This is a genomic window from Georgenia sp. SUBG003 (assembly GCF_000715355.2).
GTDB lineage: Bacteria > Actinomycetota > Actinomycetes > Actinomycetales > Actinomycetaceae > Georgenia.
The window spans coordinates 975,850-990,655 of the sequence record NZ_CP180204.1; the positions used below are offsets into that span (position 1 = coordinate 975,850).

The 14,806-nt window shown below is 73.0% G+C and carries 16 protein-coding genes; 11 read left to right on the forward strand and 5 right to left on the reverse strand.

From position 1 onward, the window contains the following. Window positions 1-42 precede the first annotated feature (42 nt). The 3 genes from DA06_RS04695 to DA06_RS04705 all read left to right on the forward strand — a co-directional run bounded on the left by DA06_RS04695 (window position 43) and on the right by DA06_RS04705 (window position 2,529). Window positions 43-1,278, forward strand: a complete 1,236-nt coding sequence (locus DA06_RS04695; RefSeq protein WP_052436370.1) for a resuscitation-promoting factor — start codon at window positions 43-45, stop codon at window positions 1,276-1,278. Window positions 1,279-1,500: 222 nt separating this feature from the next. Continuing rightward, window positions 1,501-1,938 (forward strand): hypothetical protein, encoded by a 438-nt coding sequence (locus tag DA06_RS04700; protein WP_418606976.1) that lies wholly within the window; start codon window positions 1,501-1,503, stop codon window positions 1,936-1,938. Window positions 1,939-2,076: 138 nt separating this feature from the next. Beyond that, on the forward strand, window positions 2,077-2,529 hold the full coding sequence (locus DA06_RS04705) for an ester cyclase (RefSeq protein ID WP_418606977.1): 453 nt from the start codon (window positions 2,077-2,079) through the stop codon (window positions 2,527-2,529). 28 nt (window positions 2,530-2,557) lie between these two features. Here DA06_RS04705 and DA06_RS04710 read toward each other — a convergent pair whose 3' ends face one another. Further along, window positions 2,558-3,910, reverse strand: coding sequence for an MFS transporter (locus tag DA06_RS04710; protein WP_043497764.1), 1,353 nt, complete (start codon window positions 3,908-3,910; stop codon window positions 2,558-2,560). After that, entirely contained in the window at window positions 3,907-4,356 is a 450-nt protein-coding gene (locus tag DA06_RS04715; RefSeq protein ID WP_043497766.1) for a MarR family transcriptional regulator, read from the reverse strand. The genes DA06_RS04710 and DA06_RS04715 overlap by 4 nt, the downstream gene beginning before the upstream one ends. A gap of 234 nt (window positions 4,357-4,590) precedes the next feature. Here DA06_RS04715 and DA06_RS04720 point away from each other — a divergent pair, with 234 nt between their 5' ends. Beyond that, window positions 4,591-5,775: a hypothetical protein gene (locus tag DA06_RS04720; protein ID WP_052436371.1), complete on the forward strand. Its 1,185-nt coding sequence runs from the start codon at window positions 4,591-4,593 to the stop codon at window positions 5,773-5,775. A gap of 112 nt (window positions 5,776-5,887) precedes the next feature. On the opposite strand, the gene DA06_RS04725 is transcribed toward DA06_RS04720, so the two are convergent. Next, window positions 5,888-6,898 (reverse strand): LacI family DNA-binding transcriptional regulator, encoded by a 1,011-nt coding sequence (locus DA06_RS04725; protein WP_043497768.1) that lies wholly within the window; start codon window positions 6,896-6,898, stop codon window positions 5,888-5,890. Window positions 6,899-6,995: 97 nt separating this feature from the next. Between DA06_RS04725 and DA06_RS04730 the strand changes: the two genes are divergently transcribed. From DA06_RS04730 to DA06_RS04760, 7 genes are all read left to right on the forward strand, one after another. Next, window positions 6,996-8,558 (forward strand): sodium:solute symporter family protein, encoded by a 1,563-nt coding sequence (locus DA06_RS04730; RefSeq protein ID WP_418606980.1) that lies wholly within the window; start codon window positions 6,996-6,998, stop codon window positions 8,556-8,558. Window position 8,559: 1 nt separating this feature from the next. Continuing rightward, complete coding sequence (locus DA06_RS04735; protein WP_043497769.1) at window positions 8,560-9,195, forward strand: hypothetical protein; 636 nt, start codon at window positions 8,560-8,562, stop codon at window positions 9,193-9,195. A gap of 20 nt (window positions 9,196-9,215) precedes the next feature. Next, window positions 9,216-9,806 carry an AGE family epimerase/isomerase gene (locus tag DA06_RS04740; protein WP_052436373.1) on the forward strand — a complete coding sequence of 197 codons (591 nt, stop codon included), beginning with the start codon at window positions 9,216-9,218 and terminating at the stop codon, window positions 9,804-9,806. Next, window positions 9,803-10,585: a glucosamine-6-phosphate deaminase gene (locus tag DA06_RS04745; RefSeq protein ID WP_052436374.1), complete on the forward strand. Its 783-nt coding sequence runs from the start codon at window positions 9,803-9,805 to the stop codon at window positions 10,583-10,585. The genes DA06_RS04740 and DA06_RS04745 overlap by 4 nt, the downstream gene beginning before the upstream one ends. Continuing rightward, window positions 10,582-11,343, forward strand: a complete 762-nt coding sequence (locus DA06_RS04750; protein ID WP_043497772.1) for a sugar isomerase domain-containing protein — start codon at window positions 10,582-10,584, stop codon at window positions 11,341-11,343. The genes DA06_RS04745 and DA06_RS04750 overlap by 4 nt, the downstream gene beginning before the upstream one ends. Next, a complete protein-coding gene (locus DA06_RS04755) occupies window positions 11,340-13,130 on the forward strand; it encodes an amidohydrolase family protein (RefSeq protein ID WP_418606984.1) in 1,791 nt (596 codons plus the stop codon). Before DA06_RS04750 ends, DA06_RS04755 begins: the two co-directional genes overlap by 4 nt. Window positions 13,131-13,218: 88 nt before the next feature. Then, on the forward strand, window positions 13,219-13,821 hold the full coding sequence (locus tag DA06_RS04760; RefSeq protein ID WP_052436375.1) for a hypothetical protein: 603 nt from the start codon (window positions 13,219-13,221) through the stop codon (window positions 13,819-13,821). A 12-nt stretch (window positions 13,822-13,833) separates the two neighbouring features. Here DA06_RS04760 and DA06_RS04765 read toward each other — a convergent pair whose 3' ends face one another. After that, window positions 13,834-14,187: an IclR family transcriptional regulator domain-containing protein gene (locus tag DA06_RS04765; RefSeq protein WP_418606986.1), complete on the reverse strand. Its 354-nt coding sequence runs from the start codon at window positions 14,185-14,187 to the stop codon at window positions 13,834-13,836. Further along, window positions 14,177-14,641: a helix-turn-helix domain-containing protein gene (locus DA06_RS04770; protein WP_418606988.1), complete on the reverse strand. Its 465-nt coding sequence runs from the start codon at window positions 14,639-14,641 to the stop codon at window positions 14,177-14,179. The genes DA06_RS04765 and DA06_RS04770 overlap by 11 nt, the downstream gene beginning before the upstream one ends. Window positions 14,642-14,806 lie beyond the last annotated feature (165 nt).

Below are 14,806 nucleotides of genomic sequence, written 5' to 3' on the forward strand. Positions count from 1 at the left end.
CCGCCCCAACCCTGTGCCCGGGCCGCGCGACAAAGGACGAACGTGAGCGCGCCGAACCCCCTCCAGCCCACCACCGACCCCTACGCCGCGGACTCCGCCACCAGCGTCGAGACCGCCCCGCCGGCCAGGAAGCGCCGTCTCCTTCCTCTCATCGCCCTCGGTCTGGCCCCGGTGCTCGTCGCCGGCGGCGCCGTCGCGGCCCACGCCCACAAGAGCGTCGACCTCGAGATCGACGGCGAGACCCGCACCGTCTCCACGTTCGCCGGCTCCGTCGACGGCCTCCTCGACGAGCAGGGCATCACCATCGGCAACAACGATCTGCTGGCCCCGGGGCCGGACAGCGCGCTGAGCGACGGCGCGGACATCGTCGTGCGGACCGCCCGTCAGGTGACCGTCGACGTCAACGGCGAGCCGCAGGTCGTCTGGACGACCGCGCTGACCCAGGGCGACCTCGTCGGCAGCCTCTTCGAGTCCGGGCGAGACGTCACCCTGGCCGCCTCCCGGTCCTTCGACCGCGACGGGCTCAACCTTCCGCTGGTGATCGACGGCGAGGCCGACGTCGTGGCCGACGGCGAGACCACCCGGGTCCAGCTCGACGGCGAGGCCTACGTCAAGGACGCCCTCGCGGCGGCCGGTGTCGAGCTCTCGCCCATCGACCGCGTCGCGGTCGGTTCCGCCGACGACGGCACCGTCCAGGTCACCGTCACGCGCGTCGCCGCCGGCGAGCGCAACGAGACCGAGGCCGTCGACTTCTCCACCGTCGAGCGTGAGGACGGCTCGCTGTACGTCGGCGAGAAGAAGGTCGTCCAGGAGGGCGCCCCGGGTGAGCGCACCCGCACCTTCGCGACCATCACGGTCGACGGCAAGGAGATCACCTCCACGCTGCGCAGCGACGAGGTCACCACGAAGCCCGTCGACCGCATCATCGCCGTCGGCACCAAGGAGCGCCCCGCCCCCAAGCCGCAGCCCGCGGCGTCCCCCGCGGCGTCCAGCGCCCCCGCGCAGCGTTCCGCTCCCTCCGGCGGTGGTGCCCCCACCTCCGGGGTGTGGGCGCAGCTCGCCCAGTGCGAGTCCGGCGGGAACCCGAGCGCGGTGAGCCCCAACGGCCTGTACCACGGCCTGTACCAGTTCTCCGTGCAGACCTGGCAGGCGATGGGCGGCTCCGGTCTGCCCTCGCAGGCGTCGCCCGCCGAGCAGACCCAGCGCGCCCAGGCGCTGCAGGCCCGGTCCGGCTGGGGCCAGTGGCCGGCCTGCGCGGCCAAGCTCGGGCTCATCTGACCCGTCGGCCGGACATGACGCCGGCCAGCCGGGACTGACCGGACAACGACGGCGCCTCTGCCTCTTGGCGGGGGGCGCCCGGCGTCTGGCCGACGGCTCCCCCTCCCCGCGCGCGGACACCACCGTGGTCCGGCTCGCCGACGCGTACCCCCGGCGACCCCCGGCGTCGTCGTCTCGCTGCTCCTCAACCCCGTCACCCTCCAGCCCGGCGACGCGCTGTTCGTGCCGGCCGGCGGTGTGCACGTCTACCTCGCCGGCCTGGGCGTGGAGCTGATGGCGGCGTCGGACAACGTGCTGCGCGCCGGCCTGACGCCCAAGCACGTCAACGTGCCGGAGATGCTGGAGTGCGTCGACTACGTCGCCGCGCCGCCGATCCGCATCGCGCCCGAGGTGTTCCACGGGGCCACCCGGATGTTCTACGCGCCGGTCGACGACTTCGAGCTCGCGGTCACCACGCTCGGCGACGTCGACGGCGAGCCGGACCACCCGCTCCCGGGGCGTGGTCCCCGCGTGCTGGTCTGCCTCGAGGGCCGCGTCGAGGTGAGGTCGGAGTCCGACTCCGCGGTCCTCGAGCGCGGGGACGCCTACTTCGTCCGCGCGGACGAGGGTGCGCTGCGCGGGCACGGCATGGGCACGCTCGTCCAGGCGGACGTGCCGTAGCGGGTCCGAGCCCCAGGCCGCTGCTGCCTGCCGGCGCGGCGACCGAGGCGAAGGAGCACCCTGGTGCTGCGCGCGCGGGCGGAGGACCATGGTCACGTCCGCACCCGACGGAGGGAGCAGCCATGACCGGCACGACGCTTGGCCGCGGACCGGACGCCGACGCCGACGCCGCGCGCAGCATGCAGGTCCTGGAGGAGCAGATCGCCGCGATCAACGCGCACGATCCCGCACGGCTGGCCGGCTGCTACGGCGACGACGCCGTGGTCCGCGACCCCCCAGTACCGCGAGCCGCTGCGAGGGAGAGCCGGCGTGGTGGACGACGCCTCCGCCGTCTTCGCCGCCTTTCCCGACCTGCGGGTGGAGGTGACGTACCAGGCGGTGGACGGCCCGACCCTTGCGGCCGAGATGACGATCACCGGCACGCACACGGGTCCGCTGGCGCTGCCCGACGGCGAGTATCCAGCAACCGGAAAGCCCCTGAGGTTCGAGATGGCGGTCTTCTCCCGCCTCGGCGACGACGGGGTGATCGTGGACGAGCGTCGCTACTACGACGTCGCGGGACAGCTCGAGCAGCTCGGGCTGAGCGGCTAGTCGCATCCGGGCACGGCGTGGCCGTCCGCTACGCCGTCTCGCTCCCCTGACGGGCCTCCTGCGCCGCCAGGGCGGAGCGGGTCCGGTCACGCTCGACCCGCTCGGCCTCGCGGGCGAACCGTTCGCGCGGTCCGTCCATGACCAGGTGCGGGCGGTGCAGCAGCGAGTAGTGAACCTCCACGCGCCACGTCCGCTTGGCCCACACGGCCGCCGCGACGGCCACGAGGACCGAGGCGATCGCGCCGATGCCCACCGACCAGCGGGCGCCGAACGCCTCCGCCACCCAGCCGACGATCGGCGAGCCGATGGGCGTGGTGCCCAGGAAGACCATCATGTACAGGCTCATCACCCGCCCGCGCATGGCGGGCTCGGTGCTCATCTGCACGGTGGTGTTCGCGGCGGTCATCATCGTCAGGGAGAAGAACCCGACCGGGACGCACAGCAGCGCGTACAGCTCGTAGGTGGGCATCAGCGCCTGCACGCCCATGGTGACGCCGAACGCGAGCGCGGAGGCGATGACGAGCCCGACCCGCGGGTTCCGGCGCCGCGCCGCCATCAGCGCGCCGCTGAGGGACCCGACCGCCAGGATCGACCCGAGGATGCCGTACTCCCCCGCCCCCAGCCCGAACGCCTCCCGCGCCATGACCGCGGAGGTGAGCTGGAAGTTCAGCCCGAACGCCCCGACGATCCCCACGACCACCAGGATGAGGACGATGTCGGAACGACGGCGCACGTAGGCGATCCCCTCGCGCACCTGCCCCCTGCCGCGCCGTGCGTGCGGAAGAGCGTTCAGCTCGCGGGTGCGCATGAGGGTCAGGGAGAAGATCGTCGCGGCGAACGAGACCGCGTTGATGACGAAGATCCAGCCCGGCCCGACGGCGGCGATGAGCAGCCCGGCCACGCCGGGTCCGACGAGCCGGGCGGCGTTGAACGACGTCGAGTTCAGCCCGACGGCGTTGGGCAGGTCCGCGGCCGGGACCATCTCGGCCACGAACGTCTGGCGGACCGGGGAGTCGAGGGCGGCGGCCACGCCCAGCAGCAGCGCGAACACGTACACGTGCCACAGCTGGGCGGCGTCGGTGAGCACGAGCGCACCCAGACCCGCGGCGAGCAGACCCATGGAGCCCTGGGTCGCGATGAGCATCTTGCGCCGGTCGAGGCGGTCGGCGAGCAGCCCGGCGTAGGGGCTGAGCACGAGCATCGGCAGGAACTGCAGGCCGGTGACGACGCCGACGGCGAACCCGGACCCGCCGGGGAGGATCGCCAGCACCAGCCAGTCCTGGGCGACGCGCTGCATCCACGTCCCGACGTTGGCGACCAGCGCGCCGACGAACCACAGCCGGTAGTTGAAGTACCGCAGCGAGTAGAAGGTGCGGCTCACTCCTCCACCATCCTTCGCAGAATCGTGGCGGCCTCGCCCACCACCTGGCGCTCCGCGGGGGTGAGCTTCGCCAGCCGCTTGTCCAGCCACGCGTTGCGGCGCCGCTTGATCTCCTTCACGAGCTCGTTGCCGGCCTCCGTCGGAGTGACGACGACGCAGCGCCGGTCCCGTGGGTCCGGCTCGCGGCTGACGAGGCCGCGCTCCTCGAGCGAGGCGATGGTCCGGGTCATCGAGGGTCGCTGCACATGGTCGTGCTCGGCCAGCGTGCCGGCCGTCATCGGCCCGAGGTGGTACAGGGCGGAGAGCACGGAGTGCTGCGCCTCCGTCACCTCGAGCGTCGACTCGTTGCGCAGCCGGCGCGAGAGACGGAGCACGGCGATGCGCACGTTGGTCGCCAGGTCGGGGCGGCGCTCCGCGCGGTGCTGGGGTGTCGAGGTCTCTGTCATTCCGGTCGTTAGTCTAGGTCATTAGTGTTGCTAATTACTAGGGCTAACGAGGTGAGGTGGGGCACCGCGCTCACGACGCCGGGCCCCGCGGTGACCGAGCCCGCGCCATGCCTCACCCCCGCCCCACCCCGTGCCGAAGGTCCCGTTCGCCCGGCTCTCGGTGCCCGTCCGGCTCCGGACCGCACCGGTCCTGCGGTTCTCTGGTGACCCAGCCGGAGCGGCGGAGGTGCGACGATGCGCGGACAGATCATCACCTCAGCGGGGCGGCTCGTCGCCGTCGTGGCCCTGTGCGCCACCACCGCCCTCGGCGCCGCGGCGCCGGCCGCGGCGTTCCGGGGCGGCCAGGTGGACGACCCCAGCGACCGCAACCCCGCCATGGACGGCCCCACCGGGCGGACCTACCTGCTCAACGACGGGTGGGACGTCGAGCCGGAGCAGGAGGTCACGGCCGGCAACCACTACGACCGCACCTTCGTCGGCGACTTCGACGGCGACGGCGCGGACGAGATCGGCTGGCGGCGCGGCAGCACCTACAAGACCGGCACCTGCCGGTTCGTGCTCGGCACCGCCAACGACGAGGTGCTCGTCGGGGACTGGGACGGCGACGGCCGGGACACGCTCGCCGTGCGTCGCGGCAGGATGATCCACCTGACCGACGCGCCCTGCAGCGGGCGCGCGCAACGTTCCTTCGCCTACGGGAGGCCGGGCGACGTCGTGCTCGTCGGCGACTGGGACGGCGACGGCCGCGACACGCCCGCCGTACGCCGCGGCAACCAGTTCCACGTGACGGACGTCCAGCGCGGCGGCCCGGCGGCGCGCGTCTTCACCCTCGGCAAGGTTCGGGACACCGTCCTGGTCGGCGACTGGGACGGCGACGGCACCGACAGTCCCGTCCTGCGCCGCGGCAACCGCTACCACGTCAAGCTGCGGATGGCCGAGGGCGAGGAGGCCGACCGTGTCATCCGGTTCGCCCGCGCCGGCGACACCGTGCTCGTCGGCGACTGGAACGGCGACGGCCGGGACACCCCCGCCGTGCGCGCGCCGGAGACGATCGAGCGTCCGCAGACCCGGCTCGAGTGGCTGGCGGCCGCCCACGGCATGTCCGTGCGCTACGCCCTGAAGCACAACACCTGCCGCCCCTCCGCCAACGGGTGCTTCCACGTCGACCGCCCGTACCTCTGGGTGTCGGAGAAGGCCGTGGCCGAGTGGCCCGTGGCCCGGCTCGAGCAGCTGGCGCGCTACGAGATCGGCCGTGCGCTGCAGTACAAGGCCTGCGGCACGTTGAACCTGCCCGGCGGGGACGGCATGGCGCAGGCGCTCGCCCAGCTGCTGGAGAACCCGCGGAAGGCGCCCACGGCCGGCACCCCGGCCGAGCGCCGGAACGCCCAGCGGATCGTCGCGGGCCAGTGCCCGTTCTGACGGCAGTGCCGCCGGGACCCGATCCGCCCGAACCTCCAGCGCCCTCTCCGACGACGGCGGTGCGTCGCCGCAGAGGACACCTCCACAGCCACGTGCCCGGCCGAAGCGACTTCTACGATCCCGCGACGGGCCCTGCGGTCGCGCGCTGGATGAAGTGCGCGGGAAGCTTGACGGCGGCCTTCTCCGACGCGCCCCCGTCGATGAGATCGCGCAGCAGGTCGACCGCAGAACGACCGGCCTCCGTAGACGGCCCATGGATCGTGCTCAGCGGCGGCGTGGTACGCACGGCGAGGATGTCGTCGCAGCCGATCACACTCACGTCGCTGGGCACAGACACGCCGAGCTGGCCCAGACCGGCCATCAGGCCTTGCGCAAGCACGTCGTCGAAGGCGACGACGGCGGTCGCGCCGGACCGCGCGACGTCGTCGGCGGCGGCGACGCCCTCCTCGTGCTCCGGCCGGCGCTCGGCCAGCACGACGGCGTGGACGCGGCGTTCGGTGGCTCGCTCGAGCAACGCCCGCCGACGCTCGGCGTTCGACCACGACGAGCCTGGCCCGGCGAGGTAGGCGAGCCGCCGGTGTCCCAGGTCCACAAGATGGTCGACCGCCTCGCGCACGCCGATAGCGCAGTCGATAAGAACGCGGGAGACTCCGTCGACATCGCGGTTGACCAGCACGAGCGGGTGAAGGGCGGCGCGAGCACGGACCGTGCCCTCCGCGAGACGTGACGAAGCGAGGATCACTCCGTCCGTGCGTTGCTGCATCGCCGTGAGCAGCGCGGCCTCCTTGTCCGGCTCCTCGTCGGTGTCGGCGAGGAGGGTCGATATGCCGAACTCGTTCGCCCGCGACTGGACCGCTCGGATCAGCGGCGGGAAGAACGGGTTGGCGATGTCCGGCACGACGACCGCGATCGTGGCGAGGCGTCCGGTGCTGAGGGCGCGCGCGGAGTAGTGCGGCACGTAGCCGAGCTCGTCGGCGGCTGCCCGCACCTTCTCCACCGTCTCAGGGCGGAGCAGGTGCGGGTGCGAGTACGCGCGGGACACCGTGGACGTCGCCACACCGGCCGCCGCGGCGACCATCTTGAGTGTCGGGACGGCCGGACGATCCGAGCGTCTCCTGGCCACGGACTCACCATACGCGCCCGGAACCATTGACATGCAAACGGTTGCACGCAACCATCGCTCCCCAACCGGGACACCAACGGGCGTCCCCACTGAGGAGGTGAGGGACGATGGGCGTTCTCGACTGGCTCGTGCTCGGCGGCTACTTCTTCGTCATGGTCGCATCGGGCTGTGGGCCAAGGCCCGCATCCACGACTCGAGCGACTTCTTCGTCGCGGGCGGCAAGATGCCGTGGTGGCTCTCCGGCATCTCGCACCACATGTCCGGCTACAGCGCCGCGGTGTTCGTCGGCTACGCCGCCATCGCCTACGACGAGGGCTTTGTCCTCTACGTGTGGTGGGCGCTCGGCATCACCTTCGCGATGCTCGTCGGCGCCTTCGTGTTCGTACCGCGGTGGCCGCGGCTGCGCCAACGGCTCGGCATCATCTCACCCCTCGAGTACCTGAAGATCAGGTACAACCTGCCGACGCAGCAGGTCCTGGCGTGGAGCGGCACAGCCCTGAAGGTGTTCGACGTGGGCGCGAAGTGGGTGGCGACCGCGGTCCTGCTCAACGTCTTCGCCGGGGTCTCGCTCCCGGTGGGCATCCTCCTCACCGGCGGCATCACGCTCGTCTACTCCACGATCGGCGGCCTGTGGGCGGACGCCCTGACCGACTTCGGCCAGTTCGTCATCCAGTTCGTCGCCGGCATCGTGATGTTCGTGACCGTTCTGACGACTCTCGACGGGGTGTCGACCATCTGGACGATGTGGGACGACCTTCCTAAGGGCAACTCCGACCTCTTCAACGGCCAGTACACGGTCCTGTTCGTCATGGTGTACCTGCTCATCAACACCATGTCGTACAACGGGGGCACCTGGAACCTCGCGCAGCGCTTCATCGCCTCCCCCACCGGCAGCACCGCCCGGCGGGCCGCGCTGTTCTCGGCCGCTCTCTACCTGTTCTGGCCGCTCGTGATGTTCTTCCCGATGTGGGCGGCCCCGATCATCCTGCCCGGCATCGAGGACACCTCCCAGGCGTACGCCCTGCTCACGCAGGAGCTCCTGCCGGCGGGGCTCGTCGGCCTCGTGCTCGCCGGGATCTTCTCCCACACGATGGCCATGACCGGCTCGGACGCCAACGCGATCTCCGCGGTTGTCACCCGCGACATCATCCCGGCGGTGTGGAGGCGCGGCCGGGGCATGAGCACCCGCACCGAGCTGACGGTGGGCCGGATCTCGGTGTTCACGTTCATCGCGCTGAGCATGGTGATCGCCCTGACCGCGGACAGCTTCGGCGGCGTCCTCGGCCTGATCATCCTGTGGTTCGGCGCCCTGGTCGGCCCGATCGCCATCCCGATGCTGCTCGGCCTGCTGCCCGCGTTCAAGCGGTGCGGTCCGCTCGCCGCGATCACGTCGTGGGCCTCGGGCCTGGTGGTCTTCGTCCTGACCCGCTACGTCTTCGCGGACCAGCTCACCGAGCTGGCCCCGGACCAGCTCACCGCCGTGCAGGTGGGTGGGCCCGTCGTCGTCGCCATCCTCGTCTTCATCCTGGTCGGCCTGGTATTCCCGTGGCACGACGCCGCGTCCGACGAGCTGGTCGACGCCATCGCGGTTGACCCGGCCGAGGACGCGATCACGGACCAGCAGCCGCCCGCGGGCCCCGTGCGCACCGGGTCCGCCTGACGTGCCGTTCTACCGCGACCACCTCGTCGAGGACGTCCTCGCCTGGTGGATGACCCACGGACCGGACACCGCGCACGGCGGGGTCCTGACCTGCTGGGACAACACGGGGTCCCGCCTGGTCTCCGAGGACAAGTACACGTGGTCCCAGGGCCGGTGGGCCTGGCTGACGGCAGCCGTGACCAGGTCCGCCGGCCGCCTCGGGGTCGACGAAGGCCCGTTCGCCGAGCAGAGCCTGCGCGCGGCGCGCTTCGTCCGGGACCACGCGCTCCTGCCGGACGGGACGACGGTGTTCGTCACCACCCGTGAGGGCAGGCCGTTCGAGCCGGTCGCCGGCGACGGGCTGCACACGTCCGTCTTCGCGGACCTGTTCGCGGCGCTTGGCTGGTCCGGCGCCGTGACGCTCGAGCCCGAGGGCGACTGGGGCGAGCTGGCGCTGGGGACGCTGCTGCGGTCGGCGGAACGAATCTCTGACGGCTTGTACCGCTCCGAGCCGTACCCCGTCGCCGCCGGGCACCGCTCGTTCGGGCTGCCGATGATCCTCGTCGCGTCGGCGAGCAGGTCTACCGAGCGACCGGGGATGCTGCTGCCGCCGCCGTCGTCCGGTCCGCCGCGGCCGACATCGCCGAGCATCACCTGAGGGACGACGACGTCGCCGAGATGCCCGCGACGGACGGCGCCGCCCGGACCGGGACGGGCCCGGCCGACGGGACGCTCCTGACCCGGCACCGCACGCCGGGGCACGTGCTGGAGGCGCTGTGGTTTCTCCGTCACGCCCGCGACCTCGTCGACGGACCGCTCGCGGACCCGGCCCTCCTTGCGCGGGTCGCCGAGCGGGCGCTGCGCGTCGGTTGGGACGGCGAGCGCGGCGGGTTGTTCCGGTACACCGACGTCGACGGCGGACCACCGGCCGGCGCCGCGAGCGAGGACCCGTACGAGGCACTCGTCCGGTCCACCTGGAACACCAAGCTGTGGTGGCCGCACGCCGAGGCGCTGTACGCCGCCCGCCTGCTGGCGAACGAGACCGGCGACGTGCGCCTGGACGAGTGGGCGGACCGCGTCCACGACTACACGTTCGCTACCTTCCCCGACGGGCCCGGCCGGGAGTGGACGCAGATCCGCACCCGCACCGGTGAGCCGCTGGAGAAGACCGTCGCGCTGCCGGTGAAGGACCCGTTCCACGTGGCCCGCGCGCTCCTGCTCCTCAGCGAGCTCGAGCACGCCGGCCCCGACCCTCAGGAGGAGAGATGACCACGACGACCGAGGGCCGGCCCTGGCTGCGCGTCTTCGACGACAGGACCGCCATGGGGCAGGCGGCGGCGGACGACGTCGCGAACGAGCTCCGCACGCGCCTCGCGCAGCAGGACCAGGTCCGGATGATCTTCGCGGCCGCTCCCAGCCAGAGCGACATGCTCGACGCGCTGCGCGCTGCCGACGGGATCGACTGGTCGAGGGTCACGGCCTTCCACATGGACGAGTACCTCGGCCTGCCCGAGGGGGCGCCCGAGCGGTTCTCGGCCTGGCTGCGCGCCGCCCTCTTCGACCACCTGCCGTTCGCCGCGGTGCACCTCATCGAGCCGGGCGACGACCCCGAGCGCACGGCCGCCGAGTACGCGGCCCTGCTCGCCGAGGCCCCGATCGACCTCGTGTGCCTCGGCATCGGGCAGAACGGGCACCTGGCGTTCAACGACCCGCCCGTCGCCGACCTCGACGACCCGCTCGACGTCAAGGTCGTCGACCTCGACGACGCCTGCCGTCAGCAGCAGGTCGACGACGAGTGCTTCCCGACGTTCGAGGACGTGCCCGAGCGCGCCGTCACGCTCACGATCCCCCGCCTGCTTGCCGCCGACCGCCTGTTCTGCGTGGTCCCGGGCGCGGCCAAGCGCACCGCCGTCGAGCGTGCGCTCACCGCCCCGATCTCGGCGGCCGACCCGGCCACCGCACTGCGCACCCACCCGGACGTCACGCTCTACCTCGACCGGGAGTCGGCGCCGCCCGCCACCCGCCCCGACGGGGAGGTCGGTCGGTGACCCCGGACCCGACCTTCGCCGCCTACCTCGGCCGCGTGGACGACCTCCTCGGTCGCATCCTGAGGGAGGAGTCGACCGCGATCCGTCGGGCGGCGGACCTGCTCGCCGCGCAGGTGGCCGCCGACCGGCTCGTCCACGTCTACGGCCCGGGCGGGCACTCCAACCTCGCGGCGCAGGAGGTGTTCTTCCGGGCGGGCGGCCTCATGCACGTCGCCGCGATCCTCGACGAGGGCACGCTGCTCTCCAGCGGCGCGCTGCGGTCGATGGCGATGGAGCGCACCCCGGGGTACGGCCGCGTCGTCATCGAGGACCGTGGGCTCGGCCCGGACGACCTCCTCGTCCTCGTCAACGCGTACGGCATCAACGCAGCTCTCATCGACGCGGCACTGACGGCCCGCGAGCGCGGTGTCACCCTGGTCGGCATCAGCTCGCGCCGCCATGCCGAGGAGACCGCGCCGGACCACCCCGCCCGGCACCCGTCGAGGGCGAACCTGCACGACCTGGTCGACGTAGCCATCGACTGCAAGGTGCCGGTCGGTGACGCGGTGATGGAGGTGCCCGGCGTTGCGGAGCGCATCGCCGCCGTCTCGACCTTCGCCAACGCGTACGTCCTCAACTGCCTGGTCCTCGCCACCGTCGAGGCGCTGGCGGCCCGCGGCGTGGACGTGCCGGTCTGGCGCAGCGGCAACGCCCCTGGCGGCGACGAGGCCAACGCCCGGTTCCTCGAGCGCTTCCGCGGGCGGGTCCGGTCGCTGTGAGCGGGTACACCGGCAGGGATCCTCGCAGCGGCCGCCTCGTCACCGTCACGGTCGAGGACGACGTCGTGCGGCACGTCCGCACCAGGGACGACGACGGCGCCGCCCACCCGTGGATCGCCCCCGGGCTCGTCGACCTCCAGGTCAACGGCTTCGGCGGTCACGACGTCAACGGCCCCGGCGTCACCGCGGACGACGTCGTCGCCCTGACCGCCGCGCTCGCCCGCGCGGGCACGACCACCTTCGTCCCGACCGTCGTCACCGCGAGCGAGGAGGACATCGACCGCTCGTTGCGCGCCGTCGTGGAGGCCCGACGGCGGGACCCGGCCGTCCGGCACGCCATCCCCTTCGTCCATCTCGAGGGACCGCACATCAGCGAGGAGGACGGGCCGCGAGGCGCGCACCCGCTCGACCAGGTACGCCCGCCGGACGTCGCGGAGCTCGATCGGTGGCAGGCCACGGCCGACGGGCTGGTCGGCATCGTCACCATCTCGCCGCACCACCCCGGCTCGGTCGAGTACACGGAGGCGGCGACGGCGACCGGTGTCGTCGTCGCCGTCGGGCACACGCACGCCGGCCCGGAGCAGATACGGGCGGTCGTCGACGCGGGCGCCACGTTGTCGACGCACCTGGGCAACGGCGCGCACGCCGTGCTGGCGCGGCACCCGAACTACATCTGGGCGCAGCTGGCCGAGGACCGGCTCACGGCGGGGTTCATCGCCGACGGTCACCACCTGCCCGGCGACACGCTCACCGCGATGCTGCGGGCCAAGGGCCTGGACCGGTCGGTGCTGGTCTCGGACTCCGTCGCCCTGGCCGGCCTGCCTGCCGGGAGCTACGAGACCCCGGTCGGCGGGCACGTCGAGCTCTCCGACGACGGCCGGCTCAACGTGGCCGGGACGCCCTACCTGGCGGGTGCCGCGCGGTCGCTGGCGGACGGCGTCGCGGAGGTGTGCCGGCTCGCGGGGCTCTCCCTGGCCGACGCCCTCCGGCTCGCGACCACCAACCCGTCCCGCCTCGTGCCCGGCCGGGGCCGGCTGGTGCCCGGCGCCCCGGCAGACCTCGTCCTGTTCGACCACTCCCCCGGGGACCGGAGCCTGACACTGCGACAGGTGGTCGCCGGGGGGGCGCGTGGTGGCGTGAGCGCGAGGGGGCCGGTGCGGGCGGGCGTCGCGGTCCGCGACGTCACACCGGGACCGGGGTGCCTCATGTCCGGGTTCGTCGCCAGGACCTCCCCGGCCACCGGCGCTCACGACACTCTGCTGGTCCAGGCCCTCGTCGTCGAGGACACGGCGGTGGTCACGGTCGACGTCGTCGGGCTGCACGAGGAGGACTGCGGCACCGTCCGCCGGCGGTGCCCGCTGCCGGACGACCGCGTCGTCGTGCACGCGACCCACACCCACGGCGGCCCGGTCAGCATGCGCGGCCGGCTCGGCAGCCCCCGCGACGAGGGATGGTGGCAGCGGGTCCTCGACGCGTGCGTCAACGCGGTGACCGAGGCGGTCGAGAAGCAGGAGCCCGCGATCGTCCGGGCCGGCTACGCGGAGGCGCCCGGGATCGCGCGCAACCGACGGCGACCGGACGGCCCCGTCGACGACGCGGTGCCCGTGGTGAGACTCGAGCGGGACGACGGCTCCGTGCTGGCGACCGTGGTGTCGTACGCCTGCCATCCGGTGGTCCTCGGCGCCGACAACACGCTGCTCACCGCGGACTACCCGGGCGTGGTGCGCCGGCGCCTCAGCGAGGCGACCGGGGGCGCCCACGCTGTTCCTCACCGGCTGCGCCGGTGACGCCAACACAGGGCACACGGCTCAGCAGTCGATCTCCGTCGCGGCGGCGCCTGGCCGGACCTTCGAGGAGTGCGAGCGCGTCGGAGGGGTGATCGCGCAGGCGGCGCTGCAGGCGGAGCTGAGCGCACCCGCCGGGGCGGACCGGGACCCGACGGCCCGCTCGGCGAGCCCCGACGCCGTGTCCGTCCGCCCGGCCGGTGCGGTTGCGTCGGCGACGACCGTCGTCCCGCTCATCTACGACGTCGCGGCGCCGGGCCGTCTCCGGTCGGAAGTTGCACAGTGGAATGCCCTCCGTGACACCGCCGATCCCGCGACGGCGGCGCTGCTGACGAGTTGGATCGAGTGGGCCGAGCAGCGCCGGCTTGCCCCGGAGCCGGAGCCCTACGGTGCGCGGGTCACCGCGCTGCGCTGGGGCTCCGCCGTCGTCCTGGCACTTCCCGGTGAGCCGTTCGCCGCCGCCGCGCACGCCGTGCGCGGCGCCGTTGACCAAATGGTCCCGGGTGCCGTCACCGTCGTCGCCGGGTACTCCGACGGGTGCCCGGGCTACCTGCCGACGCGCGAGGAGTACGAGCTCGGCGGCTACGAGGTGGTCGACGCACACCGCTACTACGGCGCCCCCGGTCCCTTCGCGCGCGGGTCGCTCGAGGCGGTCGTCAGAGCCGCCGAGGGCCTTGTGCGAGAACTGACCTGATCCGGCAGCGGCTCAGGCAGAGGTGACCGTGGCGGTGGGCCGGGACTGCCAGAGAACCCAGTCCTCGCTGACCCGGCCGGCCGCCTCCTGGAGCAGCGGAAGGTGGTCGCCGAGCAGCGTCTCCATGCTCGTCTCGGAGGCGTGCACGGTGACGTTCATGGCCGCACGGACGCTGCCGCTGCCGTCACGCACCGGGACGGCCACGGACCGCACCCCGGGGGCCAGCTCCTCGTCCGCCACGGCCCACCCACGCTCGCGCACCTTGGCGAGGAGGGCGCGGATCTCGTCAGCGGTGTACGCGCGCCCGGCGGGGACGTCCGACCGGGAAGGCTCCGCCAGCACGGCGAGCGCCGCCTCATCGTCCATCCCCCGCCAGCAGCACCCGCCCCTGGGAGGTCCGAATCGCGGGGAAGCGCGTGCCGATGTCCACGCGCAGCGCGATCAGCTTGGGCACGGCGACGCGAGCGACGTAGACGATGTCCGACCCGTCGAGCTGCGACATCGACGACGACTCGTGGGTGCGGCCGACCAGTTCCTCCAGGTGCGGGCGTGCGACGTCCCAGAGACCGAGCGCACCCACGTAGGCCATGCCGATCTCGAGCACCCGGGCGGTGAGCTGGAAGCGGCCGTCGACGGACCGGACGTACCCGAGCTCCTCGAGCGTGAGCAGGATCCGGCGCGCGGTCGGTCGGGCGAGATCGGCCGCCTGCGCCACCTCGGAGAGAGTCATCGCGGGCCGGACCGGGGAGAAGCTCTTGAGCACCGTCAGGCCGCGCGACAGAGCCTCGATGAAGTCGGGCCCACGCCCGTCCTGTGCCATGCTTCCCCCAGGCCGTCGACTGCCATTTCCGGGACGCCACCGTAGCCGACCCGAGTCCACGGACGACTGTCCGCCTTCCGGCCAGTTGTACCACCCCCGCCGCCCGGGTGGAACCCGTCGACACGGCGATCCCGGCACGCCGCGTGCACGACCCGTTGCGGCTGA

Excerpts from the sequence above, each read along its gene's own strand:
- DA06_RS04715 (WP_043497766.1), bottom strand. The coding sequence starts at position 4,356 with ATGACAGAGACCTCGACACCCCAGCACCGCGCGGAGCGCCGCCCCGAC.
- DA06_RS04765 (WP_418606986.1), bottom strand. The coding sequence starts at position 14,187 with ATGGACGATGAGGCGGCGCTCGCCGTGCTGGCGGAGCCTTCCCGGTCG.
- DA06_RS04770 (WP_418606988.1), bottom strand. The coding sequence starts at position 14,641 with ATGGCACAGGACGGGCGTGGGCCCGACTTCATCGAGGCTCTGTCGCGC.
- DA06_RS04745 (WP_052436374.1), top strand. The coding sequence starts at position 9,803 with ATGACCACGACGACCGAGGGCCGGCCCTGGCTGCGCGTCTTCGACGAC.
- DA06_RS04720 (WP_052436371.1), top strand. The coding sequence starts at position 4,591 with ATGCGCGGACAGATCATCACCTCAGCGGGGCGGCTCGTCGCCGTCGTG.
- DA06_RS04740 (WP_052436373.1), top strand. The coding sequence starts at position 9,216 with ATGCCCGCGACGGACGGCGCCGCCCGGACCGGGACGGGCCCGGCCGAC.